This window comes from Chroococcidiopsis sp. (genome assembly GCF_051657925.1).
Taxonomy (GTDB): Bacteria; Cyanobacteriota; Cyanobacteriia; order Cyanobacteriales; family Chroococcidiopsidaceae; genus Chroococcidiopsis.
In genome coordinates this window covers 24,484-47,835 of the sequence record NZ_JBOFLP010000247.1, presented here as the reverse complement: position 1 = coordinate 47,835, position 23,352 = coordinate 24,484, and the positions used below count along the sequence as shown (strand labels likewise).

The following is a 23,352-nucleotide window of genomic DNA, read 5'->3' as shown; positions in this document are numbered from 1 at the left end:
TAATGGAGGGAATTAACAATCGAATTAAGCTGATTAAACGGCAAGCTTATGGTTTTACGAATTTCACTAACTTTCGTGAACGGCTACTAGCTTGCTTCTCAAATTAGAAAAAATTATCACCGTCTTAACGGAAGAACCTAAATTATTGTCATTTCGATCGCTTCTTTAGGTCGAGGTAGGGTCGTTATTAACGCACCCTACATATGGTAAAAAACTGGTAATTTAAAGAACAACTGATTTATGCGATCGCTACCTTGAAAACTCGTTCTTATTCTCGTTCTTCTTACTCGCAGCTACTATCATACATCCGTCCCCAATGGCAAAATCTAGCTAAGGGTGGCGTGGGAATTTTGGGCTTTGTCATTGCTACCTTAGCCTTAATTCATCTAGCAGGAAGGTTAACCACACCGTTTGCTGAAGGTAACGTCGTTGCGATCGCGCAACTTTCTAGTTTATGTGCTGTTGTCTTTTTGATTAGAGGAATTGCTCAAGCGATCCAAGATATTTATATGGCAAAAGCAGCTTTAAAAGTTGCTTTTCATCTCAGAAAACAAGTTTACAGCCATCTACAAAAACTCAATCTTAGCTATTTTGAAACTGCGAAAGCAGGCGATTTATCTTATCGACTGACTGAAGATATCGATCGCATTGGAGAAGTCGTCAATAAAATTTTTCACGATTTTATTCCTTGTCTTTTGCAGTTGGTGGTAATTCCGATTTACATGTTATATCTCAATTGGCAACTGACAATCGCAATTATTTTAGTCGTGCCATTAATTGGTATTTTAATTACTTGGTTTGGGGAACGAGTTAGAAAGTTTTCGCTCAAAAGTCAAAATCGTATTTCAGATTTATCGGCAATTTTAACTGAAGTTTTTAGTGGCATTCGGATTATTCAAGCCTTTGCAGCGGAAGATAGAGAAATTGCTCGATTCAGTCATGAAGCCGAACGAACTTTACAAGCAAAATATTCTACAGAACGACTCAAAGCTATTCAAATTCCAGTAGTGGGATTTTTACAAGCTTTGAGTTTTCTATTTGTTTTCTTATTTGCAGCGTGGCAAATTTCTCAAAATAACTTGACTGTAGCCGGATTTTTTAGCTATTTAGCAGCAGCAGTATCGATTATCGATCCGATTAGTCATACAACTAATAATTATAACGAGTTTAAACAAGCAGAGGCTTCTGTCGATCGCGTGTTTGAATTATTGGCAATTCAACCGACAGTAGAAGAAAAGCCTCAGGCGATCGCTCTGCCTTTAGTCAGCGGTAAAGTAGAATATCGTCAGATCGGTTTTGCCTATAAACTAGGACAACCAATACTAGAAAACTTAAATTTAATTGCTCAACCAGGAGAAAGAATTGCTTTAGTTGGTGCTTCTGGGGCGGGCAAAACAACCTTAGTTAACTTACTCCCCCGCTTTTACGATCCGCAGTCAGGAAAAGTTTTAATTGATGAAATTGATGTGCGCGACGTGCAATTGAAAAGTCTGCGACGACAAATAGGGATTGTTCCCCAAGAAACAGTTTTATTTTCGGGTGCGATCGCAGAAAATATTGCTTTTGGACAGGCTAGCTACAATTTAGTAGATGTAGAATCAGCAGCCAAAATTGCCAACGCTCATCAATTTATTATGCAATTACCTGATGGTTATTACACTCAAGTAGGAGAAAGAGGCGTAAATTTATCGGGAGGACAAAGACAAAGAATTGCGATCGCTCGTGCGGTTTTACTCGATCCGCGTATTCTGATCTTAGATGAAGCTACCTCTGCCTTAGATTCAGAATCGGAAGCTTTAGTACAAGAAGCTTTGGAACGATTGATGCAAAATCGCACCGTATTTATTATCGCCCATCGCTTAACTACAGTACGCCGTGCCGATCGTATTTTGGTAATGGAAAAAGGACAAATTTTTGAATCAGGTACGCATGAAGAGTTGTTGGCATTAGAAGGACGGTATGCGCGGTTTTATGCTCAGCAGTTTAGTTAAACTACAAATATATTAAGATACTTCATTGACTTTCAGAACTGGATGTTTTTTTATTACTCATACGCTCTTGCCAGCGGCTAATAACTTCAGAAGTTAAACTCTCTTCTGGCTCAACAAATTCTCGTTCAGCCATTACTACTTCAATTTCAGCAGCTGAAGCTTGTCCTAAACTCTGTAATAGAGTATTAAAAAATTCTTTTTGGCGATCGCGAGTTGTTTCAGAAAGAGCCTCAACCGTGTAAGCTGATGTTACCTGACGAGTCAGGGCATAAACAATGTACTGATTTAAAGAAACACCTTCGCTTTGGGCTAAACGCACTAATTGGTGATGCAACATTTCTGGTAGACGTATTGTTAACCTACTCATTTCTAACTCCTGACAAAATCAAAACATATCTAGCTTGCTAGAGCAATAACAACCTCTAAAGGTGTCATCACTTGCAATCCCAGTAATTCTTTTGCAGTTTTAAAATCTCGTATATTTGATGTAATAACAATGGCACTTGCATTCATAGCACAATCGATGATGTGTTCGTCTCCTGGATCGGGTGAAGTAGGTCGCCACGAGTAATAAATGGTTGTAAAATCTGCTTGAGATAGCAAGGTTCCTAAAACGGGTTTAATGCTTTGCCAACGAGTTTCTGAAAGCATACGAGATAGGACATCTGCATATTCATAAGCTAGAGCATTTGAGACATAGACTCGAAATAAATCAGCTAACCAAGCATCAATAATTAAACTAGCAGCATTACCCCTTTGAGTTAATCCTGCAAAGACAACATTTGTATCACTAACTACTCGTAACATGAAATATCTAAAATACAGCACTACTATAGCACCATACTTAGTGTCATTATTTTTAGAGATTCAAGGTTCTGGTGAAATCAAACTTTGACAATCTGAGTACGGCTGAACGTTGCTACTCAGAGTGTTTCCAAAAAACTGAGCAAGTCTGCCATTTCCTTCTCGCTAGGCTGAAATTTTGGCATTGGTGGCGTATCCCCACTAATCACCTGATGAATCAGACTGTAGCCGGATTTTCGTTTGGAAACTCCTTGCAGGCTAGGACCAACATTACCTTCTGCTTGAAAGCCATGACAACCAGCACAGTTCATCTGGAAGATCGCGTTACCTTGAACGGAGTCGCCAGGTAAAGATAAAACGCCCTTAATATAAGGATCGGCGGGACTGAGTAGGTAAGCGCCCACAATCGCCATTGCGATCGCCAATAACAGCGCTAGAGCGATCGTCGCGAACCGCTGGAGCGAATTTTGACTGAGGACGTGCTGGTTATCCAAAAGGTTTCACTAAAAGTCAAATTGACAAATCTTTTCTATATCCTACACATAGCTTAAAAGTTCTTGACCTTATCGGCAAGCAAATAGCGCTAATTTATACCCATTAAATTTTTGTTAAAATCGACTGGCATTCAGTCAGCTAAAGAGTTTTAAGTCAGCCCCCTACATACAACTAAACAGAGGTATGATTAAAGACGTGCAGAAAAACTTAATCTAAGCAAACATATTACTACATCTGACATTCAGGAGATTTGACGTGGTTGAACCCTTACTCGATGGCATGGTACTAGGTCTAATTTTTGTTACCCTGGCAGGGCTGTTTTTCAAAGCTTACGAGCAATTCAAGCGCGGTAAAAAGCTGGGAATTGACTAAGAATATGTAGAGGCGTTAAATATAACGTCTCTACATCTGTTTTGTATAGAAAGTTAAAGTTGTGTTGCCATAGATTTTTTGGCGACAAATTTCTAAACCAGGTAAAGCTTGGGGTTGCCAAAGAGCCGGATCGTATTCTACAGCGAGTTCTCCCTCTGGATGCAAGAGATGATAGCGAGCGATCGCCTCTAAGATTGGCTGATACAATCCACTGGCATAGGGTGGATCGAAGTAGATGCGATCGAATTGCTGTCCGGCTAAAGTTTTCAACCGCTTCAATACGTCACCGCGCAATACTTGAAACTGTTGTTCTGGTTTGGCTATTTTCTGCCAGTTCTGTTGAATAATGGTGCAAGCACGGCTGGATTGTTCGATCCCGATTACATAATTAGCGCCTCTGCATAACGCTTCCGCACCCATCGATCCAGTTCCAGCACATAGATCTAACCAGCGACAATCGGTAATTTTTCCCTGCCAAATATTAAATACAGCCTCCCGCACTCTACCACTAGTAGGGCGAGTATCTCTACCTGAGAGGGATTTTAATTGGCGATTACCAGAGATTCTCATATTCATCGTCAGGTACGAAAACTTGTAGGGGCGGGTTTTATCGAACATCTGTGCGAACAAACCAAAGATTTCTTGGTTAAACCCGCCCCTACTAACACGCAACACCAACCTTTACCTGCGCCACGAAGTTAGATAAAATTTGTAAACCTGCTGTAGAAGACTTTTCGGGGTGAAATTGGACGGCTACGAGGTTATCTTGGGCGATCGCAGCTGTGACAACTTGTCTACCATGAGTGACTGTAGCGGCGCGGACTTCAGAATTGACGGGATCGACGTAGTAGGAATGAACGAAATAAACCCAGGGATTTAGTTGCAACTTTTGCCATAACGTGCATTCTGGTTGGGTAAATTGCAATTGGTTCCAACCCATGTGGGGAATTGTAATTCCTGGTTCGGAGGTGAAGCGGCGGACAGTACCAGCAATAATTCCCAACCCTGGCTCTTTACCTTCTTCGCTGCTTTCAAATAAAATTTGCAAACCAAGGCAGATTCCTAAAAATGGTATCCCACTGGCGATCGCCTGTTTGATCGGTGCTTCCAAACCCCGCGATCGCAAATGTCGCACGGCTGGATCGAATGAGCCAACTCCTGGCAGGACGATCGCATCTGCTTGTAGTATTTCTCTGGCGGAATCCGTAATTTTTGGGGTTGCGCCTGCATTTTCTAGTCCTTTACAGGCAGAGTGCAAGTTTCCCATGTCATAATCTACAACTGCGATCGTTGCCATATTTCATCCTCATTCCGGCACTCTCTTATTCTATTTCAAAGTGAGTAGTAGGTAGCGAGTGGGAAAGCAAGTCATGTATAATGCGGCGATCGCGGTGCTGAGGCTGTTGGTCAATGAGTGTACAATTTTTCCTAGCTTTACCAAGACTAAATTCACCTTTAGAGTTAGACATTCTTTGATGGCAAAAAAAATTCTACTAACTTCCTTTACAACTTGGCTACCTCACCAACAAACGAATTCTTCTGACGACCTATTAGAAAAAATATCTCAACTTAACTATACATTTGCTGTGCTCAACTTTTTGCGTCAGTTACCCGTCAACATTCAATTTGCCAGCAATATAGTGATGAAAAAAGCTCAGGTGTTAAAACCTAATTTCATTGTTTGTTGCGGTATGGCAGAACGCCGACAGTATTTGAGTATTGAGTCTAATGCAACTTGTAATGATAGAACTTTACAGACAAACATTGTTCTCGAAAAGTTAGTCGGGGAGAACAGCAGAGTCAAAATTAGTCACGATGCCGGAAAGTTTGTTTGCGAAGGACTGTATTATTCAATTTTAGAGTGGATTCAACGTCACCAGTTGCCAGTAAATTGTGTTTTTGTTCACGTCCCGATATTGACTGAACAAAATTTAAATTTAGTTTTAAATGATTTTGAATTCATTTTGCAACGACTGGGTAATTATTTAGATGAAACCAGCCTTTAAATATGTCTTGTGGAGCTTCGGATTAATTAGTGCCACTATTATTGGCTATATTAGCTTTACCCTGTGGCAGATCCTGAGTATCGGCACGGCTTATCAAGCAAAACAATTTTGTTCGGGCGTGTTTGTCTCTCAACGCACTCCAGAATCTATTTTCGAGCGAGATGTTTTGGCTGAGATTGCAGGTTTATCAACCTTAGAACAGTCAATTGTCAAGTCAATTCAAGTGAAGATCGATCGCCCGCAGCAATCTGTCACCGCAAGTATTTTTGGTTGGGCAAAAAATCAAGCAATCTTTCGTCCTGGACTTGGTTGTACTTTGGTTATCGATCGCTCTGAAACAGAATTGCGATCGCAGACTCAGCAACTCAACTTAACTCCACGACAAGATCGACGTTGGTTGCAAGGAAAGACAAACCAAATTCCGGCTGAAATTAACCAAAAACGACTTACAGCAGCTATGAACTGGATTTTCAGTTCCCAGCATAACTCTAGGGCTGTCGTCATTGTCTACAAAGGCGAGATTGTGGCAGAACGTTACGCCCCAGGTTTTTCGGCGCAAATGCCGTTGTTGGGATGGTCGATGACTAAGAGTGTGATGAATGCACTTGTAGGCATTTTAGTTAAGGAAGGCAAGCTATCGCTAACAGATAAAAATCTCATGCCAGAGTGGAACAATCCAGGCGATCGCCGCAGTCAAATTACACTCGATCGAATGCTTCGCATGAGTAGCGGTTTGAAGTTTGACGAGAACGAAGGCAACCCTCTGGGTAATCTAATTCAAATGCTATTCGCTCAGAGTAACGTAGCTGCTTACGCTGCAAGTCAACCTTTAGAAGCCGATCCAGGTAGTAAATGGCAGTATGCCAGCGGCACGACCAACATTATCTCTCGGATTGTGCGCCGCGCAATCGGTAACGATGCCGATTATCTGACTTTTCCCCGTCGCGCCTTATTCAATCCCCTGGGAATGTCTAGTGCTGTCATCGAACCAGATGCATCGGGAACGTTTATCGGTTCGGCTTTCATGTATGCTACAGCAAGGGATTGGGCGCGGTTTGGTTTGCTTTATTTACAAGATGGCATGTGGGAAGGGCAACGCATTCTACCCGCAGGCTGGGTGAAGTACAGTCGTACGCCAGCTCCAGCAGCACCCAAGAAAGATTATGCCGCTCATTTTCGGTTGATGAATGTTTCTACACCATCTGGACGTAGCGAAATTATGACCGCTCAAGGATTTCAAGATCAGTACACTGCGATTATTCCTTCACACCAACTCGTTATCGTTCATCTTGGCAGGAATAAAAACAGAACGCGCCAAGAATTTATTCCTCGCGTCTTAGCGGCTTTTACCCGTTAGTCTGGTTGGTTTTGCAGGAAATATTTGTTGGAGTCAGAGATACTTTGTGAACCCGCCTCTACAACTTTTGACTTTGAACTTTTGACTTTTGACTTGCTTATGCTGCCTTTGTTGCCAATTTTCCCCATTGCTCAAACCACTCCCCCACCACAAGAAATCGTACAACCGCGAATTGTACGTCCTTTAACTGGTAGTTTGAATACAGTGCCAGTATTTAATAGTAATAGTCCCGAAAAAGTACAGGCAGAAGGAATCTTACTTTCCACTTTTCCGCCTGGTGGGAAACAAACTAAATCCGCTCATCTGAATTTTCCTTTTAGGGGTAGATTCGATCTGTTTGCTCATCACGTTTTTCAACCGACTACACCGGACGATCTGCGATCGCTCTATTTAGGAATCATCTTACACAATCCTGGCAAGCAAGCGGTACGGGTAGATATTTTGCAAGCAGCCAGTTATCTCAGCCAACCGGATGCACCGTTTGCAGAATTACCACCTGTAGCTGAAAATAATTTGGGTACGATATTTGCGGGACCAGGCGATCGCGTCATGAATGAGATTTTGCGCGGACAGCGACAGTCGAGTTTTCCGCCGCAACTGATTATTCCCCCCGGACAAAGCCAGATGTTATTCAATTTGCCGATTCCGGTACAGGGTTTAGAACCGCCAATCAACGGACGGTCTACATTCATGCGCTTGCGGAGTAGTGGAACGGTTTATGCTGCAAGTTTGGCAATGTACGCGCCGACCGATGCTAACGGACAAGAGCGATCGCCTACTCTAGAAGAATGGCAGCAAATGTTAGAGCGTGGGAATTTAGCTGGACCCCGCGATAAAACTCCTACACCACCAGAACAAACGAGCGGTAAAGTGGTTTACGGTCGCGTTGCTGGGGTGGCGCAGGGTTCCCAATGGCGATCGCAATTGATAGATAGTTCGGGTGCTTCTACTTTAAGTATCCCGTCGCCAGGTGAAGCTTTTTCCTATGGTTTGAGTATGTTGAACCAAGGGACGTTGGGAACGAGTCAAATTCAAAGTGCGCCAATGCTGATTCGTTACCCAGATACAGCTTATCGCGCCCACGGTAACTATGGAATTCAATATAGTTTGAGTTTGCCGCTACAAAACAATAGCGATCGCGACCGAACTGTCACCGTATCTCTAGAAACACCGCTGAAGGAAGATAAACTCAGTCAAGGCGGGTTGCGTTTTTTTAGTTCGCCAGCAAAACAAGTCTTCTTTCGCGGTACGGTAAGGCTGCGTTACAACGACGACCAAAACTTACCTCGGACGAAGTACGTGCATTTAGTCCAGACGAGGGGACAGCAGGGAGAACCATTAGTCACTTTACAGATGAAACCAGGCGATCGCCGTTTGATACAATTAGACTTTCTTTACCCGCCAGATGCAACCCCTCCGCAGGTTTTAACGATTGGGACACAATAGAAATATGTATTGTAGAGACGTTCCATGTAATGTCTCTACACATGTCATAGACGCAAACGAGATTTGTAATCTTATTTTTTTAAACCAAAACCCGTTTTCTTCTTACTACCACCCTTGTTTTTAGTACTAGATTTGTTCACTTCTACAAAAGCTTCTTCAAACAGATTGTGTAAGTGAATGGGAACACTAGCAATTTCAGGCAATTCGGGTTCTATCGGTTTATTATATTCTTGCAATAGCGGTTCTAAATCCCTATCAATTTTGAACTGGGGACGTTCTAAGAACGTTTGCAAGATTTTTTCTAATTGCTTGGGATATTGTTGTGCTAATTTCTTCCATATAAAAGTATTGATAGATGCATTTTCTAAATAGTATTTGATTAACTTGTCTGCACCTTCTTGCGATCGCCAATCCTCAGCTTCTAATAACTCTACGAACTTAGTATATGTAGGTAGAAACATTTGTCCCCAGCGAGGATGAGAAATCGCCGTCACCTGTTCGGCTTTTTTCAGATCTGCTGGTAATTCTACTTTTGGTGCTACCATTTTAGTCTTGCTTTTATCAGCAAGAAGCTGAGAAATTGCTTGCGAGTCTGCGCCTGCTTCCTTGGCGGCTGCTGCGATTTCCTCATCTCCCACTCCCGCTTCTTCAGCCAGTTCCGATAAGCTTTTAGATTCGTCAACTCCGGCTGCTTTGAGGCGTTGTTGAGTTAGTATTTCTTGAAATTCAGCGACTTTTTTATTGAGCTGATAACCAGGCATCGTCACTTCTTCATTTCCAAAGAAATCTATGAATTCTTCGTGATAGTTAGCCACAGATTGCCAAGCTTCAGCTAATAAATCTGGAGCATCGCTGTAAAGATATTTTCTATAGTTATCTTTAAAATTACCAATTGCTACGGCTAGTTTGGGTTTTCCCAATTTACCCATCAGCGTGTAAGCACAAGAAAATGTCCAATAGTCATCGGTAACGGGTGCGATGCGAGTCAGTAAGATTTCTCCCTCTTTCCATCGAGACATTTCTTGTAATGTTTTCTCGTTGTTTGGCTTCACAGTGTAGGGTTTTGCTGTCAGCCAGTTCATAAATTCCAAACCATCAGGAAGAATTTTAGTAATAGTAAATAAGCCGATAAAACTACGCTTCCAACTATTTAGCAATTGGCGATCGCTCTTAGTCAACTCAGGTTGGTTTTCGATAAATAAGTCTATAGGTGTTTTGTCACCAACCTGTCCTTCAGTAATAAATGTATCGATGACTATTTCTTGTTGAACCGCATCATAGCGATCTTTACGCGCATTGGCAGCAGCATAAGCCTCTAAAGCCTCAGCGAGTTCTCCTTCTGCATCGAGGACGAAATCAGTTAAGTCTTGTTTGAGTTGGCGCGATCGCTCTAGAATTGCTTCTACCATGAGGTTTGTTGTGGGGTGTAGGGTGTAGGGTGTGGGGTGTAGGGTGTGGGGTGTAGTGGATTGTTAACTGGTCACTGGTTACTGGTTACTGGTCACTGACAACTGCTCCCTACTCTTGTTCTTCTAGTCTTTTGATCATCCAATGGGACTGAATTTGATAGCCTAGTTTGTGGTATAGATCTAAGGCTGGGGTATTAGATTGAAAGACTTGTAGACCAATTTGTCGATCGCCTTTTGTCCGCGCCCAATCTTCAAGATATCTCATCAATGCTTTACCGATACCCCGTCGTCTGTATTCGGGTTTGACGTAGAGTAAGAATATATATGTATGGCGATCGCCCTTGACTTGATCTACGGCATTTCCTACCCACAAGCAAGCGACTTTGAGGAGTGAGGAGTGAGGAGTGAGGAGTGAGGGAATTGTCGATTTTGAATGTGCGGATTTTAGATCGTGGAATTGTGATTCTTCCTCAGCCCCCTCAGCTTCCTCAGCTTTCTTCTCCCTCGCTCCTTCAACTTCTACCCACCACAATGGCGTATCCCTGGAAAAGTATCGCTCGACGGTGCGGCGGAGATGAGCAAAGTTTTGTTTGGGAAAAATTTCTTGGTAACTCTGCTGCATGAATTGGATCAGCAGAGATCGATCCTGGTTAGTGCCAGAATGGATTGAGTAGCCTGGTAGTAGCTGTTGAGTCACTTCAAACTAGGCAAGGGGCGATAACTTCGTTCAGCTTCGCTAACGCATCCGATCCGCTGGCGATCGCGTTTGTAAAATTAACTTGGGCATTATCTAGTTGGGGACTGACTTCTTCGGTAGGTGCGGGTGCAGCCATATCAGCCGGAATGAATATACGGGCGCTGACTGCAACTAAAGCAATTAAAAATACGAGTACGACTAATACCGGGGCGATGTATTGACGAAAGATAGCCATTTTGGTAGTTGGTAGTTGGTAGTTGGTAATTGGTAGTTAGTGGTTAGTGGTTGCCAGTTACCCATTACCCATTACCATTCCATCCTACAACTGTTGCCAGTCTTCTTCATCGAGTCCTGGTCTGGGTAATATATACTTCGAGTTCCAAGGGGCAACGATAGGTAAAAGTAACAGTCCTGGTATGGCAGCAACTATTGTCAGTAAAAAGAAGGTTGCCCAACCCGTTGCCTTGGCAATTTCACCAGCAGGTCCAGCTAAAATATCTCTACTCATTGCCATTAAACTCGAAAATAAGGCAAATTGAGTTGTGGTAAAGCGGCGATCGCACAGGCTCATTAAGTAGGCAACAGTTACGACTGTGACTAAGCCAGCACAGAAATTTTCGATGTTAATTGCTATGACAAGTAACGAGCTATTTTTTCCCGCGATCGCTAGGGCGTAATACCCTAAATTACTCATCAGTTGCAGAATTCCAAATCCCCACAAGGCACGATTTATGCCAATTTTGGTTAAAATTACGCCACCGATTAATACTCCTACAGTTGTGGCTAAAAACCCCATTCCCCCTTGAATTGCGCCAATTGCGCTTTTACTAAAACCTAAATCTACTAAAAATGGATTTGCCATATTTCCCACTAAGGCATCTCCTAACTTATAAAGCAAGATAAATAATAGAATTAGAATTCCTGCCCCAATTCCTTGACGCTGAAAAAATTCTTGGAAGGGTAAATAAACTGCCTCTTGTAATGTTTGTGGCGATCGCTCTGTGGCTATTTCCCTAGCTTTTGTTGGTAGTAAAAATGATGTAGCTAACCAGGCAACAATGAGGGCTGCAACTATCCAATAGAATATCGGTAAAGGTAGATAACCCATCCCTACTGCTAAGAGGAGTCCTGAAATTAATAAGCCACCTCCAATTAAAAATACTAAATCTTTAACCGTAGGAGGCGATCGCTCCTCTAAAATATCGCCTTCTGGTTGGGGCGACCAAAAAGTTGTAAATAGTCCAAGACCCATCAAAGCAGCCATTAACAAATAAACGACTTGCCAAGGTAAATAATCAGCTAAAACTAAAGCTAAAAAACTCGTGACTAACAAAGCCATGCGATAGCCAAGTACCCAAACAGATGCACCAGTTTCTAATTCTTGTGGCTTCAGTACATCAGTTCGATAAGCATCGCCGACGATATCTTGAGTCGCGCTGAAAAAAGAAACAATTAAAGCAGTAACTGCTAATAAGTTTAATACTCGTACATCTTGGGCAGGTTGTTGTAACGATAAAGCTGCGATCGCCACAATTAACCCAATTTGAGTTATCGCCAACCACCCCCGCCTACGCCCCAAAAAAGGGGGTACAAACCGATCCAACACAGGCGACCACAAAAATTTTAAAGAATAGGGTAAAGCCACCAAGCTGAACCAGCCAATAACCCCTAAATCGATATTTGCCTCCTTCATCCAGATTTGCAAAGTTCGACTCGTTAAAAACAATGGCAAACCCGAAGCAAAACCCAGCAGTAGCAAAGCCGCCATCTTGCGACTTTGAAAAACTTGTAGCAGCGATCGCATTGCTGTCACTTTCAAAGACTCCCATCAGATACAACAGCATTAAATCAGCGATCGCTTTTCCACCAATTCCTTAATTAAATCTTTAGAATCTTCCACAAAAACCTTTAGCGCTCTTCTTTGCGCCTACTCTGCGAGAAGCCGCTTTGCGTCTAACGCTTCGCTTCGCCTAGCCTGCGGCAACTCTTCGAGTACGGTTGGTGCGACTTTGCGCGACATTATTTTTAGCAAACCCACTCCTACATCGCAATCGTCTCCTTCGTCTGAGCCGATCGCCGTGCTGCGTCTGCAACTTTCAGAGCATACAAACTTTCATTTGGAGACACGTACAAAGGCGCACCCATATGTAAATGGTCTAATACCATACCTGTATCTTTAGCAAATAATCCACGTCGAGAACCAATGTCAATTTTTGTTGTTTCCTCTGCTTGAATTAAAACGCCATCATCCTTATCAAAAATTAAACCACCTCGGTCAGCGTGAACCTCAAATTTGCGCTCGTTTTGCCACAAAGTTTCCCCTTTACCATAACTAACTTCGGCAATCGCTCCGCTAGTAAATCGAATTTGTGCCGTACACAAACACGCTTGAAAAAATGACTCGGGATCTGTACCCCAATAACGATTTTGACAACTAATAGTCTCAACCGTACCGAATAAATCTGTAAGGCGATGGATTCTCGATAGCGCTCCACATAGAGGAAAGCCAAACATCTCTTGATTGTAAGTCCAACGTCGAGGCGCGGGGCGTTGGGGATTCATCGTGCTGTAACGGGCGTAGAACGGGCTACCAACTTGTGGTAAATACTGTTTTAAGACTTGGTGTAAGCCACCGATTAACTCAATATGTTCGACGTGCAATAACCGATTTTGAGTTTTAGCTAGAGCAATAATTTCCTCTGCTTCCGCTACATCCAAAGCCAAAGGATATTCTACAACGACGTGCTTGTGGTTTTGTAAAGCAGCTTTGGCGATCGCTCCATGATCTGAGTTAATCGTACAGATAACAACGAGATCGATATCTTCCCGTGCTACCAACTGTTGCCAAGAATCAACCGCTTGGGCTTGATACGTCTGACTAAAGGTTGCTGTCTTTTCAGGAGTATGCCCAGTAATTGCAACGACACGCGATCGCTCGTCTCGTCCAAAAGATTCTGCTCTTAACTTCGCTGCATAGCCAGTACCTACTATTCCGATCTGAATTTGGTCATCGAGCATTGTGAAGATTGGTGTGTGGTAAGGGATAAGAAGAAAAGTTTTGATTTTTAACTTTTGACTTTTGACTTTTAACTTGTTTATGATGTTCCGAAACGGCTAGTAGGCGCTGAAGTTATGCTCTGCTGCCTCAATCCCAACTGCCAAAATCCAGTTAACCCTGACGATCGGGAATATTGCTTCAGTTGTGGCACAAAGCTCGTTCCGAGTTTGGGCGATCGCTTCCGTCCAGTTTACCCCCTAGCGGGTGGTGGCTTGAGTCAAATATTTCTCGCTCAAGATCGAGATGCACGAGAATCTTACGTGGTACAACAATTGACGTTGCCTAGAGCTAATAACTACCATCTCGTCTCGAATATTTTTCACTCTCTAGCGAAAAAATTAGCACAAATCGGTGAAAACGATCGGATTCCTACTCTGTCGGCTTCTTTTACCCAAGGAAATTATTTTTATTTAGTTCAACCAGCAATTTCGGGGCAAACCTTAAGACAAGAATTAGTTCAGCAAGGGACATTTAGCGAGCAACAAATTTGGGATGTCTTGGGTCAAATATTGCCCTTACTCTATTTCATCCACAAGCGCCGGATCGTTCACGGAAATATAAACTTAGAAAGTATTATCCGCCGTAATAGTGATGACAGGTTGATGTTAATTAACTTCGATCTGACCAAACAGCTATTTCATCCAAACAATTTACATCCAAACAACTCATTTGATGATGACTCCGCATTACAAACAAATCTCGATTTCTACGATTTAAGTGTAGCTTGTCTGCATTTATTATCTGGAGTTCATCCCTATTTTTCTTGGCTTCAAGGCGATCGCGACTGGAGCGCGAATTGGCAACGCCACCCGTTATTACAAGCAGTTAGTCAGGAACTCGCGCAGGCGATCGATAGGTTACTACAAAAAAAACCTCAGCAAAACTATCTTGCAGTAGCGCGATCGCCTCAGCCGATTGCACCTGCACTGATAACTCCGTTAACCGCAGTAGAAACCGCAGCTTTAGTATCCCTGCAGGCAAACACCTCAGCCACATCGCCTCAACCCACAGTCATAACTCCATCAGCAAAACCATCTAAACGGAGTCGGCTTTTAGGTGGCTGCTTTCTGCTGTTACTGGCACTAGTAGCATATTTGTATTACTGGCAACAACAGCAAGTCAATACAATAACAGGGCATACAGATGAAGTGAATAGTGTTGCTTTTACTCCTGACGGTAAAAAGTTTGCTACTGGTAGCGACGATCGCACTGTCAAAATCTGGGATGCAAATAGCTGGCGAGAAATTCGCTCGCTTGAGGAACATTTAGACTGGGTTTATTCTGTGGCGATCGGTAATGACAATCAAACCCTTGTCAGTGGCAGTAAAGACAATACCGTAAAAGTCTGGAATCTCAACACTGGGCGAGAAATCAAAACTCTACGCGGGCATAAAAGCTATGTCAATTACGTTGCCATTAGCCCAGACGGACAAAAGATTGCCAGTGCAAGTTATGACAAGACGGCTAAAATTTGGGATCTGAAGACAGGGAAAAATATCACCCTTACAGGGCATACTGCGGAAGTTCTCACCGTTGCCATCAGCCCCAACGGACAGAAGCTAGTCACTGGGAGTGGCGATAAGACTATGAAAATTTGGGATTTAAACAATAATCCAGTCAAAGAATTGCGCACCCTCAGAGGACACAAAGGTGCGGTTTGGTCTGTTGCCATTAGTCCAGATAGCCAGCAACTTTACAGCGTCAGCGACGGCACGACGATCGCAGTTTGGAATCTTAACACTGGTAGAGCAATTCGGACGATCGCAGGTCATACTGCCGATATCAATCTCGTTGCTGTGAGTCCAGATGGGCAAACAATTGCTACGTGTAGTGACGATCGGACAATAAAGTTGTGGAACATCATTTCAGGCGCAGAACTCGCCACGTTTAAAGGGCATACAGCAGCAGTTTGGGCTGTGGCATTCAGCCCTGATGGGCGCAAGTTGGTAAGTACGAGTGAGGACAAAACAGTTAAGGTGTGGCGCGTACCGCTATGACTTGTGACTTGTGACTTGTCCCCGTCCTTGACAGCTCGTCATTTGACAAGGAGTCCATTTTTTTTAGTATATTTTCAGTATATTTTGGGTATTTCTACCCTAGAAATAACTAGCCAGGGAAGATAAACCAAAGGAGAAGAAACTTTCCTCAATTTTCTGGATACAAGTGATAAAGATTCTCAATTATCTTGCAGCAAACTTTGAATGACTTTATACTCTCTTGTAAGGTAATTCTCGTTCTTCTGAACTCCACTCAGGTACAAATCCACCTACTTACATTCTGAAAATAGATATTAAAATCGCCAATAATGCCGTCTACCATACCTAAACTTTGAAATTTACACTTGGAACTGCTTATGTCATCCCCCTTGCCCACAATTACCATAGCTGAGAATTTATCTCAGCAGACTTTCAAGCGCCATGACTCAATTCCCCTAAAATCGGAAATGCTGTTGCATATCGAGCGGGGAGCTGTTCGCACTGTCACTTGGAATGAGGAGGGAACAGTAATGACACTGGGGTATTGGGGTACAGGTGATGTTGTCGGTCAGCCTTTGTCGAATATCCAACCTTATCAAGTTGAGTGCATTACAAGTGTAGAAGTCAGCTACGTCCCCTCGTACCAAAGAGAACGGGTGTTGACAGCAATTTGCCAGCACGTACAACAAGCGGAGGAACTACTAAGTATTATTCGCCAAACCAACGCTCGCGATCGCCTGCTACAAATGCTACTGTGGTTAGCGCGTAAGTTTGCCCGTCCTGTGGAACGCGGACGGTTAATTGACTTGCGCCTGACTCATCAAGAGATCGCAGAATTTATTGGTATGACTCGCGTATCCGTGACGCGCCTGCTATCTCAGCTCGAACAAGAAGGTATTATCGATCGCCCCCGCCGCCATTTCATTGTCTTATTAGATCGTCAAAGTAAGTTTGCTTGATATAAGTAGGGTGGGCATTGCCCACCTCACAAACTCCTACTTTTCAACAACAGTTCTGATAAAATTAAGGCAATATTCCAAGCATCGTCTCCACCGCGATGATGCGTGCCTTCGAGGGGAAAATTGAGCTTTTCTAATGCTTCTTATCTTGGCATTGTCTAGAGATGAAACCTATGGTTTGAAACACGCGCTGTTCTGGTTCTGGAGGTAAGCTAGCGGCTGCTTTTCGATCTTCATCTGCACCTTTTTTGTCACCAATGCGATCGCGTGCTACGGCTCTTTTAGAATAAGTTGTAGCAGCCGATTTTGGATCGAGTTGAATAGCTGTTGTATAATCGGCGATCGCACCTCGATAATCTTTCACAGCAAAACGAGCCTCAGCTCTACCGTAATAATTAAAAGCAGAGAAAATTGTCTCGTTGCCAAACTTAATTGCTTGCGTATAATCTGCGATCGCTCCTTCATAGTCTCCCTGCTTAGCCTTTACCAAACCTCGTTGGTATAAAGTTTCAGCGTCCGTAGAAACGGGTTTTTTAGAGTTTTTAAAAATCGATCGAGCAATATTGAGATAAGTTTTAGCAGCAGTCTTCTCTTGAGTAGAAGGTAATGGAGCGCTATTCAAGGGTAATCTTTGCCCAAAAGCGATCGCGGCTATTGCCACAGAGGCGATCGCGTGAAATACTAGAGTCATTACTGAATTTAAAAGTATAAATTATTACTATTATGACATCGTGTGTTAGAAAGGATGATGGGAGATATTCATGACAGTTGATACCGACAGCAGAGAAGCGTCTTTATACATTGCTGTGATTCTATTTGAATCATCGTCAAGTGCGCCAAACGATCGACCTTTATACGAAGAGTGTTTTATACTCATCCAAGCTAATTCTTTAGAGGAAGCTAGGGAAAAAGCTTTGCTTTACAGCCGCCAACAAGAATGCAGCTATCAAAATCAGGACAATGACACTATTACTTGGACTTGCAAGCAGATAATTGATGTAAATTCGGTTTTATATGATGATTTTGACGACATTACAGAAATCTATGCCCGACATTTTCGTAATTACGAAGCCTATTGTCAATTCGAGCCATTTTTATCGAGTGAAGAACTTTAACCATTGACTTTTTAGCTGAGATCTCGATCCCCCCCAACCCCCTTAAAAAAGGGGGAACTTTTACCTCTATTCAAATTGGATAGCCAAGCGCGACAATTTACGGAAGCATCTCTAAAAAAAGAGAAACTAGTAGCCCCCTTTTTAAGGGGGTTGGGGGATCGAGATCTCAGATTTCAGGTGCAAAACTCCTGTCGAAATTGTTCTACCACCCGATCCAAACCTACGGAATGAGCGGCTTTAAATAAAATGCGATCGCCTGCTTTCACTCCTCCTTTCAACCGTTCGACTAATTCCGCATGGGTAGCACAACGCTCTACAGGTATACCCACTGCACTCTGCGCGATCGCTTCTGCATCCGTACTGTCTACCAAAACCAGCAGTAAATCTAAATTCAACTGCCGTGCCATTGCCCCGACTTTTTGATGTAATTCTCGCGATCGCTCTCCCAATTCTTTCATTGCACCCAACACCGCGATGTGTCGCTTTCCTGGTGTCTGCGCTAATAGTTGTAACGCTGCTAGCATAGCTTCTGGTGCAGCATTGTAACTTTCATCTAAGATTACCACATCATTTGCTAATTCATAACGTTGCGATCGCCCTGATGGCATATCGACAGTTAAACCTGCTTTCAGCGCCGACCGATCGATTTGTAACACTTGAGCTACTGCCAGAGCTGCCAAGAAATTGAGGGCGTTGTGTCGTCCTTGTAAGGGTAAAGGCAACTCTAATTCTCCTACTCGTAGGGTTTGAGAATCGAGTAATTCTCCTTGAATGTCTCCCCCTTCTAAACCGTAAGTAATAGTTTTTCCCTGCCATACGGTGTTGGCAGTAGAAATTAAGCGAGAATTATCGTAGTTGAGAATTGCCACGCTATCTTGAGGCATTTCAGCTAATAATTCGCATTTTGCCCGGGCGATCGCCTCTTCAGAACCCAAGCGTTCGATATGTGCCGTGCCGACATTAGTAATGACACCAATAGTAGGACGAGCAATTTGAGTTAATAAGGCAATTTCACCTTTTCCTCGCATCGCCATTTCAATGACGGCAAAATCATGCTCGGCATCTAGTCCCAATAATGTTTTGGGTACGCCGATTTCGTTGTTGAAATTTGCATGGGTTTTGAGGACGTTGCCCTGAGTTCCCAAGACAGCTGCAATTAACTCCTTAGTGGTGGTTTTACCGACAGAACCAGTCACACCAATAACGGGCATATGAAACTGACTGCGCCACCAAGAGGCAATTTGTTGATACGCCTGGAGGGTATCTCGTACCTGCAATATAGGTAAATCCCCTTGATAGTGTCCGTCAACAATTGCTGCGATCGCACCTTTTTCAACTGCCGTTGCGACAAATCCATGTCCGTCGAACTTTTCCCCTCGCAAAGCCACAAATATATCTCCAGGCTTGAGGCTGCGCGTATCGGTGTTAATTCTCGTACAAGTTGAAGCTAAAGCATTGTCAGAAAGATGCTGTGGCTTAGCAGCCAATAGAGCAATGAGTCGATCGAGAGTGACTTGAAAAGACATGTTGGAGAAGTCAGAAGTTGGAAACCGGAAGTCGTCAGTCGGTAAAGGTTATAGAGGGTGTAGGCAAATTTTGACTTTTAGCTTTTGGCTTTTGACTTCTTTCCTAACCCTTACCCCTTACTCTTCACTAAAGCTGCTTTTGCATTGTGATTTAATAACAGTTTGCCATCGGCATCAATGCTAAAGTCTACACCAGGAATAAATTTTTGGTTAATTAACTGCTTGTAAAACGCTAAATTGGTAATTTTTCTAATTTCCTGCATGAGATCGGCAGGAATCATCTGTTCTATAGTCCAGAAAACTGCATCGACATCAAACCAGAGGATACGCTCAATACCGACAAGCAACAAACCAGCTAATTCTTCGTTGGTCAGCTTAGTTCTCAAATCGCTAATGATATCGCTACCAATCTCTGAATTACGAGTCATCATGACTCTAGCGATTCTGGCAATTTCTGTTTCCAATTGTAAAGGGTTGCGATCGAGCATTTGACTTCCTGGGATATAGAGCTGAAGCTAAACCGAGCAAAAACGTGCTGATGGTTTTGCTAAGTATATCCAAATTAGGAGACAAATAGACCCTAAGATAGATGATTAATTTGTGTAGCTGCGAAATTTAGTTGTCCAAGCTTCAACGAACATTGATGCGGTACATTTTAGGAGTGACTCCTGTTTGTTGCCGAAACCATTTGCCTAAATGACTGTGACTGCTGAAACCACACTGCAAAGCAATGTCCATAATGGATAGTTTGGTTTGTATGAGTAACTGCTTTGCCTGTTCCACCCGCTGCTGAAGCACGTATTGGTGAGGGGTAACTTGTATCGATCGCTTGAAGAGGCGGCTGAAGTGAAATGGACTCATACCGAGTAATTGAGCTAAATCGGATAAGGTAATGTCGTCAGCCAGATGAGCATTAATGTAGTCCGCGACTTTTAGCAGTTGGCGATCGCTCAATCCCCCGTCATATACGGCTATACTACGTTCGACAGCCACGTAGTTTCTAAGCAAATGCACGGCTAATACATTTGTCAGCGACTCAACATAAAGTTTTCCTGCCAGTCCTCCAGTCTTGAGTTCGGCAAGCAGCATCATGCTAGTTTGTTCGACCTGAGGATTTCGAGCGCGGAACTCAGGCAACAGTTCAACGCGATCTGGATCGAGTTCGAGCGTATCTCGGGCAACCTGTTGGAAAAACTGAGACGCTAGCTGAATTCTTAAAATTCTGTCTTCGTCATTTCCCTGACAGATTAGCACGGCTTCAGCAGGCGTAATAGAAATATCGCCTTGGCTGAAAAGACCGCTATGACGACGATCTCCAAGTGTTAGTGACAGACGGGACGGACGACGATTTAAAGATACACAAAGGGTATGACTAGTTAAATTTTGATAGGTTTCTTGCCCTGGAGGATATCGAAATTCCTCAACCAAAATATTCTGCCAACCATACGCTTGACTGGAATAAATCGGTGGATAAAGATCGGTGTTAAGCTGAACCGTCTGCGCCAGTGGTATCTCTAAACCTTGCATCTAGTTACCCAATCTCTTACACCTTCAATTATCGGTCACTGGTCACAACTGATAACTGATAACTGATTCAAAGTCGCCGCAAGATTGTGATAGTCGCGCAAGGTTTGAGTAGTCCAGAATTTTCGACTTGGCTAAATTGTAGGGTACGAGCAACTACTACAGCAATAAAGCATTGGGAGATAACCTGATGGCACGTATTCTACACGTCGATTCCAGTCCGAGGGGAGAGCGGTCGCATTCTCGCAGATTCACAAGAGAATTCGTTGAGGCTTGGAAGCAACATCATCCAGACGATATTGTTACCTATCGCGATGTCGGGCGCAATCCCGTTCCCCATGTTGACGAACCGTGGATTGCAGCTGCTTTTACACCACCAGAGCAACGAACTCCTGAATTACAGGAAGCGATTCATATTAGCGATCGCCTAGTGGACGAATTCTTAGCCGCCGATCTCTATATCATTGGTATTCCCATGTATAATTTCAGCGTTCCCAGCACGCTCAAGGCTTACATTGACCAAATTGTGAGGATTGGACGAACATTTGCGTTTGAACCAGAGGATGCTGCAAATCCCTACAAACCACTAGTACTAGGTAAGAAAATGTTTATCGTCACGGCGCGAGGTGATTCTGGCTTTGGAATTGGCGATCGCAACGAAAAGCTGAATTATCAAGACCCTTATTTAAGAACGATCTTTGGGTTTATTGGCATTACCGACATCAGCTTTATTTCTATCGAGAATGATGAGTTTGGTGGCACGAGTTTGGCTCAATCGATCGCCAACGCTCAAGCAAAAATCGCCGAGTTAGTTGCAGCATAGAAGCGTGTAGGAACTTATAAAAGCTTTTGGGTAAAAAAGACTGTTAATTCTGGCGATCGAGTCTAAGCCTTTTTGTAAGTGTCTGAGCCGATCCCAACTCGATCGCATCAGACGAATACCATACACCCATTACACCCCTGCTGGGAAGAGATTATCTTGACTTGAGGAATGGATGATGCTCTTTTTCAATTGATTCGATAACTGCTAATCCAATGACAGAAGCCGATAAAAGCAGTACTACAGAAACCAGATAAGCGTTGACAAAAATGCGTAAGGCTGTATCGAACAAAATGTACGTAGTCATTTTTACTTGCTTTGGCTCAACTTAGGAGTTGATGCGATTGACTTTTCTATTTACCCATCTGTCTGGGTGAGAGTTCCACCGAGAGATTACTGTAATTAATTTTCTTTTTAGATACCACTTCTGTGATTGTACGGAGGGAAGCTGACAGTGACTAGTTAATTCCGACTCCCGACTCCCTAAAAAACACACCGTTCGATTGTAGCTACCACAGATTGAGACAGGGCAGGGAGATCGTATCCTCCTTCTAGACCAAAAACAATTCGATGGGTAATCTTAAGACAAAATTCCGTAAATAATCCGTAATCTTGCGGTTGCAGGTACATTTCAGCTAAGGGATCGGCGGCATTAGCATCATATCCAGCACTGACGATCAGTAGATCGGGTTGAAACTGAGTTAAAAATGGCATCACTTGAGTTTCAAACACTGGTTGGTAATCGGCGATCGTGCTACCTGGAGGAAGAGGTAGATTCAGGACGTTGTTATATGCACCCGTTTCTGCGGCTGCACCAGTGCCAGGATAGCAGGGAGACTGATGTAGGGAGCAAAAAGCGATTTGGGGGTGGTTCTCAACGATCGCCTGAGTCCCGTTACCGTGGTGTACGTCCCAATCCAAAATTGCCACGCGGTTGATGTTGGGCTGTTCTAAGGCATAATGGGCAGCGATCGCCGCATTGGAAAATAAACAAAAGCCCATGCCGCGATCGCTTTCGGCGTGGTGTCCAGGCGGACGAGAGAGAACAAAAGCAGGATTATTTGTTGCTAGCGTGTAATCGATCCCATCTAACCAGGCGTTGACTGCTAATAGTGCCACATCGTAGCTGCGGGGAGATACAGGAGTATCGAGATCCAAATAACCACCACCTTGTGTAGCGAGTTCTCGAACAGATTGGATGTGATGGGGTGAATGGACTTTTTTCAACCACGCGATCGCCCTTTGAGAGTCTGTCACAGGCGATCGCCATTCTAGTTGGTGAGCAAAGCTAGTATGTTGTAAAGCAGACGCGATCGCGCTGATGCGTTCTGGTTTTTCTGGATGAAATCGTCCCGTTTTGTGTTCGAGAAACTCGTCAGAATAGATGACAGCCAGCATATCTATAGCAATCCTTATTGATTCATCAGATTAGCGCGTTGTGGTTGTCATTTGTAAGTGGCTAGTAGCTAGTAGCTAGTGGCTAGTCTTTTTTCTAGTCGCTAACCACTAGTCACTTTCTTCCCTCGGCATAATGTCATCGCGCAAATCTTCGCCACTGTTCAACATTTCCGGCGACACGGCTTGATTTGCCCGCAGTTCTTCAGGACTGAGTTGCTTCATTTGGTCGTGTACGGAAGGTGGATGTTTAATCTTGTCCAGTACCTCTGGATCGAGTTGCGATGGATCTCCTGGGGGATTTTGCTTTTCTGCTTGATTTGGAGCCGTTTCACTGCTCATATCTAATTCTCACCTCTACACGCCCCAGCTTAAAAGCGATCGCCTTTAGGCACACACTAT

The 23,352-nt window shown here is 43.4% G+C and carries 27 protein-coding genes and 1 pseudogene; 10 read left to right on the top strand and 18 right to left on the bottom strand.

Annotated features, from left to right (window positions below; genetic code table 11):
- Both ACRC32_RS20130 and ACRC32_RS20125 read left to right on the top strand, forming a co-directional pair.
- Window positions 1–107 (top strand): transposase (locus tag ACRC32_RS20130; RefSeq protein WP_438553416.1); only part of this gene is annotated, 107 nt, incomplete at its 5' end.
- 147 nt (window positions 108–254) lie between these two features.
- Window positions 255–1,991: an ABC transporter ATP-binding protein gene (locus ACRC32_RS20125; protein WP_438555638.1), complete on the top strand. Its 1,737-nt coding sequence runs from the start codon at window positions 255–257 to the stop codon at window positions 1,989–1,991.
- Window positions 1,992–2,013: 22 nt separating this feature from the next.
- Here the strand turns inward: ACRC32_RS20125 and ACRC32_RS20120 are convergent, their stop codons facing one another.
- The 3 genes from ACRC32_RS20120 to ACRC32_RS20110 form a co-directional block, all read right to left on the bottom strand.
- Window positions 2,014–2,358 carry a YlcI/YnfO family protein gene (locus ACRC32_RS20120; protein WP_438555637.1) on the bottom strand — a complete coding sequence of 115 codons (345 nt, stop codon included), beginning with the start codon at window positions 2,356–2,358 and terminating at the stop codon, window positions 2,014–2,016.
- A gap of 29 nt (window positions 2,359–2,387) precedes the next feature.
- Window positions 2,388–2,798: a PIN domain-containing protein gene (locus ACRC32_RS20115; RefSeq protein WP_438555636.1), complete on the bottom strand. Its 411-nt coding sequence runs from the start codon at window positions 2,796–2,798 to the stop codon at window positions 2,388–2,390.
- Between the two features lie 116 nt (window positions 2,799–2,914).
- A complete protein-coding gene (locus ACRC32_RS20110) occupies window positions 2,915–3,289 on the bottom strand; it encodes a c-type cytochrome (RefSeq protein WP_438555635.1) in 375 nt (124 codons plus the stop codon).
- Window positions 3,290–3,545: 256 nt separating this feature from the next.
- On the opposite strand from ACRC32_RS20110, the gene petG reads away from it, so the two are divergent.
- Entirely contained in the window at window positions 3,546–3,662 is a 117-nt protein-coding gene (petG, locus tag ACRC32_RS20105) for a cytochrome b6-f complex subunit V (RefSeq protein ID WP_015154651.1), read from the top strand.
- A 30-nt stretch (window positions 3,663–3,692) separates the two neighbouring features.
- Here the strand turns inward: petG and rsmD are convergent, their stop codons facing one another.
- Together rsmD and hisH are read right to left on the bottom strand one after the other, a co-directional pair.
- Window positions 3,693–4,238 (bottom strand): 16S rRNA (guanine(966)-N(2))-methyltransferase RsmD, encoded by a 546-nt coding sequence (gene rsmD, locus ACRC32_RS20100; protein WP_438555642.1) that lies wholly within the window; start codon window positions 4,236–4,238, stop codon window positions 3,693–3,695.
- An 85-nt stretch (window positions 4,239–4,323) separates the two neighbouring features.
- Window positions 4,324–4,959 carry an imidazole glycerol phosphate synthase subunit HisH gene (gene hisH / locus ACRC32_RS20095; RefSeq protein WP_438555634.1) on the bottom strand — a complete coding sequence of 212 codons (636 nt, stop codon included), beginning with the start codon at window positions 4,957–4,959 and terminating at the stop codon, window positions 4,324–4,326.
- A 58-nt stretch (window positions 4,960–5,017) separates the two neighbouring features.
- Between hisH and ACRC32_RS20090 the strand changes: the two genes are divergently transcribed.
- From ACRC32_RS20090 to ACRC32_RS20080, 3 genes are all read left to right on the top strand, one after another.
- A complete protein-coding gene (locus ACRC32_RS20090) occupies window positions 5,018–5,668 on the top strand; it encodes a pyroglutamyl-peptidase I family protein (protein ID WP_438555633.1) in 651 nt (216 codons plus the stop codon).
- Complete coding sequence (locus ACRC32_RS20085; protein ID WP_438555632.1) at window positions 5,652–7,025, top strand: serine hydrolase domain-containing protein; 1,374 nt, start codon at window positions 5,652–5,654, stop codon at window positions 7,023–7,025. The genes ACRC32_RS20090 and ACRC32_RS20085 overlap by 17 nt, the downstream gene beginning before the upstream one ends.
- Window positions 7,026–7,124: 99 nt before the next feature.
- Window positions 7,125–8,471, top strand: coding sequence for a DUF3370 domain-containing protein (locus ACRC32_RS20080; protein WP_438555641.1), 1,347 nt, complete (start codon window positions 7,125–7,127; stop codon window positions 8,469–8,471).
- A 71-nt stretch (window positions 8,472–8,542) separates the two neighbouring features.
- On the opposite strand, the gene ACRC32_RS20075 is transcribed toward ACRC32_RS20080, so the two are convergent.
- The 5 genes from ACRC32_RS20075 to ACRC32_RS20055 form a co-directional block, all read right to left on the bottom strand.
- Window positions 8,543–9,880, bottom strand: a complete 1,338-nt coding sequence (locus tag ACRC32_RS20075; protein ID WP_438555631.1) for a hypothetical protein — start codon at window positions 9,878–9,880, stop codon at window positions 8,543–8,545.
- Between the two features lie 109 nt (window positions 9,881–9,989).
- Entirely contained in the window at window positions 9,990–10,577 is a 588-nt protein-coding gene (locus ACRC32_RS20070; protein ID WP_438555630.1) for a GNAT family N-acetyltransferase, read from the bottom strand.
- 1 nt (window position 10,578) lies between these two features.
- A complete protein-coding gene (locus ACRC32_RS20065) occupies window positions 10,579–10,812 on the bottom strand; it encodes a hypothetical protein (protein WP_438555629.1) in 234 nt (77 codons plus the stop codon).
- 84 nt (window positions 10,813–10,896) lie between these two features.
- Window positions 10,897–12,390 carry an AmpG family muropeptide MFS transporter gene (locus ACRC32_RS20060; protein WP_438555640.1) on the bottom strand — a complete coding sequence of 498 codons (1,494 nt, stop codon included), beginning with the start codon at window positions 12,388–12,390 and terminating at the stop codon, window positions 10,897–10,899.
- A 227-nt stretch (window positions 12,391–12,617) separates the two neighbouring features.
- Window positions 12,618–13,595 carry a Gfo/Idh/MocA family protein gene (locus tag ACRC32_RS20055; protein ID WP_438555628.1) on the bottom strand — a complete coding sequence of 326 codons (978 nt, stop codon included), beginning with the start codon at window positions 13,593–13,595 and terminating at the stop codon, window positions 12,618–12,620.
- Window positions 13,596–13,709: 114 nt separating this feature from the next.
- Here ACRC32_RS20055 and ACRC32_RS20050 point away from each other — a divergent pair, with 114 nt between their 5' ends.
- Window positions 13,710–15,632, top strand: coding sequence for a protein kinase domain-containing protein (locus tag ACRC32_RS20050; RefSeq protein ID WP_438555627.1), 1,923 nt, complete (start codon window positions 13,710–13,712; stop codon window positions 15,630–15,632).
- Between the two features lie 356 nt (window positions 15,633–15,988).
- Window positions 15,989–16,570, top strand: a complete 582-nt coding sequence (locus ACRC32_RS20045) for a Crp/Fnr family transcriptional regulator (RefSeq protein ID WP_438555626.1) — start codon at window positions 15,989–15,991, stop codon at window positions 16,568–16,570.
- A 26-nt stretch (window positions 16,571–16,596) separates the two neighbouring features.
- Here the strand turns inward: ACRC32_RS20045 and ACRC32_RS20040 are convergent.
- Both ACRC32_RS20040 and ACRC32_RS20035 read right to left on the bottom strand, forming a co-directional pair.
- Window positions 16,597–16,713 (bottom strand): annotated as a pseudogene (locus ACRC32_RS20040) (DNA polymerase III); the annotation flags it as partial.
- Window positions 16,704–17,261: a tetratricopeptide repeat protein gene (locus ACRC32_RS20035; protein ID WP_438555625.1), complete on the bottom strand. Its 558-nt coding sequence runs from the start codon at window positions 17,259–17,261 to the stop codon at window positions 16,704–16,706. The pseudogene ACRC32_RS20040 and the gene ACRC32_RS20035, both read right to left, overlap by 10 nt.
- Window positions 17,262–17,331: 70 nt before the next feature.
- Between ACRC32_RS20035 and ACRC32_RS20030 the strand changes: the two genes are divergently transcribed.
- A complete protein-coding gene (locus tag ACRC32_RS20030) occupies window positions 17,332–17,685 on the top strand; it encodes a DUF4288 domain-containing protein (RefSeq protein ID WP_438555624.1) in 354 nt (117 codons plus the stop codon).
- Between the two features lie 173 nt (window positions 17,686–17,858).
- On the opposite strand, the gene ACRC32_RS20025 is transcribed toward ACRC32_RS20030, so the two are convergent.
- The 3 genes from ACRC32_RS20025 to ACRC32_RS20015 all read right to left on the bottom strand — a co-directional run bounded on the left by ACRC32_RS20025 (window position 17,859) and on the right by ACRC32_RS20015 (window position 20,738).
- Complete coding sequence (locus ACRC32_RS20025) at window positions 17,859–19,211, bottom strand: UDP-N-acetylmuramoyl-tripeptide--D-alanyl-D-alanine ligase (protein WP_438555623.1); 1,353 nt, start codon at window positions 19,209–19,211, stop codon at window positions 17,859–17,861.
- Window positions 19,212–19,321: 110 nt separating this feature from the next.
- Window positions 19,322–19,699: a hypothetical protein gene (locus ACRC32_RS20020; RefSeq protein WP_317108755.1), complete on the bottom strand. Its 378-nt coding sequence runs from the start codon at window positions 19,697–19,699 to the stop codon at window positions 19,322–19,324.
- A 142-nt stretch (window positions 19,700–19,841) separates the two neighbouring features.
- The gene (locus ACRC32_RS20015; protein WP_438555622.1) at window positions 19,842–20,738 is read right to left on the bottom strand and encodes a helix-turn-helix domain-containing protein; all 897 of its coding nucleotides are present in this window, start codon (window positions 20,736–20,738) and stop codon (window positions 19,842–19,844) included.
- 187 nt (window positions 20,739–20,925) lie between these two features.
- Between ACRC32_RS20015 and ACRC32_RS20010 the strand changes: the two genes are divergently transcribed.
- Window positions 20,926–21,558 (top strand): FMN-dependent NADH-azoreductase, encoded by a 633-nt coding sequence (locus ACRC32_RS20010; protein WP_438555621.1) that lies wholly within the window; start codon window positions 20,926–20,928, stop codon window positions 21,556–21,558.
- 151 nt (window positions 21,559–21,709) lie between these two features.
- Here the strand turns inward: ACRC32_RS20010 and ACRC32_RS20005 are convergent, their stop codons facing one another.
- From ACRC32_RS20005 to ACRC32_RS19995, 3 genes are all read right to left on the bottom strand, one after another.
- On the bottom strand, window positions 21,710–21,862 hold the full coding sequence (locus ACRC32_RS20005; protein ID WP_438555620.1) for a hypothetical protein: 153 nt from the start codon (window positions 21,860–21,862) through the stop codon (window positions 21,710–21,712).
- A 176-nt stretch (window positions 21,863–22,038) separates the two neighbouring features.
- Window positions 22,039–22,953 (bottom strand): histone deacetylase family protein, encoded by a 915-nt coding sequence (locus ACRC32_RS20000; protein WP_438555619.1) that lies wholly within the window; start codon window positions 22,951–22,953, stop codon window positions 22,039–22,041.
- 108 nt (window positions 22,954–23,061) lie between these two features.
- Window positions 23,062–23,292 carry a hypothetical protein gene (locus tag ACRC32_RS19995; RefSeq protein ID WP_438555618.1) on the bottom strand — a complete coding sequence of 77 codons (231 nt, stop codon included), beginning with the start codon at window positions 23,290–23,292 and terminating at the stop codon, window positions 23,062–23,064.
- Between the last annotated feature and the right edge of the window lie 60 nt (window positions 23,293–23,352).

What these genes read in the sequence shown, in the direction of transcription:
- ACRC32_RS20120 (WP_438555637.1), bottom strand. Translation starts at nt 2,358, where the DNA reads ATGAGTAGGTTAACAATACGTCTACCAGAAATGTTGCATCACCAATTA.
- ACRC32_RS20115 (WP_438555636.1), bottom strand. Translation starts at nt 2,798, where the DNA reads ATGTTACGAGTAGTTAGTGATACAAATGTTGTCTTTGCAGGATTAACT.
- rsmD (WP_438555642.1), bottom strand. Translation starts at nt 4,238, where the DNA reads ATGAATATGAGAATCTCTGGTAATCGCCAATTAAAATCCCTCTCAGGT.
- hisH (WP_438555634.1), bottom strand. Translation starts at nt 4,959, where the DNA reads ATGGCAACGATCGCAGTTGTAGATTATGACATGGGAAACTTGCACTCT.
- ACRC32_RS20085 (WP_438555632.1), top strand. Translation starts at nt 5,652, where the DNA reads ATGAAACCAGCCTTTAAATATGTCTTGTGGAGCTTCGGATTAATTAGT.
- ACRC32_RS20080 (WP_438555641.1), top strand. Translation starts at nt 7,125, where the DNA reads ATGCTGCCTTTGTTGCCAATTTTCCCCATTGCTCAAACCACTCCCCCA.
- ACRC32_RS20075 (WP_438555631.1), bottom strand. Translation starts at nt 9,880, where the DNA reads ATGGTAGAAGCAATTCTAGAGCGATCGCGCCAACTCAAACAAGACTTA.
- ACRC32_RS20065 (WP_438555629.1), bottom strand. Translation starts at nt 10,812, where the DNA reads ATGGCTATCTTTCGTCAATACATCGCCCCGGTATTAGTCGTACTCGTA.
- ACRC32_RS20055 (WP_438555628.1), bottom strand. Translation starts at nt 13,595, where the DNA reads ATGCTCGATGACCAAATTCAGATCGGAATAGTAGGTACTGGCTATGCA.
- ACRC32_RS20050 (WP_438555627.1), top strand. Translation starts at nt 13,710, where the DNA reads ATGCTCTGCTGCCTCAATCCCAACTGCCAAAATCCAGTTAACCCTGAC.
- ACRC32_RS20045 (WP_438555626.1), top strand. Translation starts at nt 15,989, where the DNA reads ATGTCATCCCCCTTGCCCACAATTACCATAGCTGAGAATTTATCTCAG.
- ACRC32_RS20035 (WP_438555625.1), bottom strand. Translation starts at nt 17,261, where the DNA reads ATGACTCTAGTATTTCACGCGATCGCCTCTGTGGCAATAGCCGCGATC.
- ACRC32_RS20030 (WP_438555624.1), top strand. Translation starts at nt 17,332, where the DNA reads ATGACAGTTGATACCGACAGCAGAGAAGCGTCTTTATACATTGCTGTG.
- ACRC32_RS20025 (WP_438555623.1), bottom strand. Translation starts at nt 19,211, where the DNA reads ATGTCTTTTCAAGTCACTCTCGATCGACTCATTGCTCTATTGGCTGCT.
- ACRC32_RS20020 (WP_317108755.1), bottom strand. Translation starts at nt 19,699, where the DNA reads ATGCTCGATCGCAACCCTTTACAATTGGAAACAGAAATTGCCAGAATC.
- ACRC32_RS20015 (WP_438555622.1), bottom strand. Translation starts at nt 20,738, where the DNA reads ATGCAAGGTTTAGAGATACCACTGGCGCAGACGGTTCAGCTTAACACC.
- ACRC32_RS20010 (WP_438555621.1), top strand. Translation starts at nt 20,926, where the DNA reads ATGGCACGTATTCTACACGTCGATTCCAGTCCGAGGGGAGAGCGGTCG.
- ACRC32_RS20005 (WP_438555620.1), bottom strand. Translation starts at nt 21,862, where the DNA reads ATGACTACGTACATTTTGTTCGATACAGCCTTACGCATTTTTGTCAAC.
- ACRC32_RS20000 (WP_438555619.1), bottom strand. Translation starts at nt 22,953, where the DNA reads ATGCTGGCTGTCATCTATTCTGACGAGTTTCTCGAACACAAAACGGGA.
- ACRC32_RS19995 (WP_438555618.1), bottom strand. Translation starts at nt 23,292, where the DNA reads ATGAGCAGTGAAACGGCTCCAAATCAAGCAGAAAAGCAAAATCCCCCA.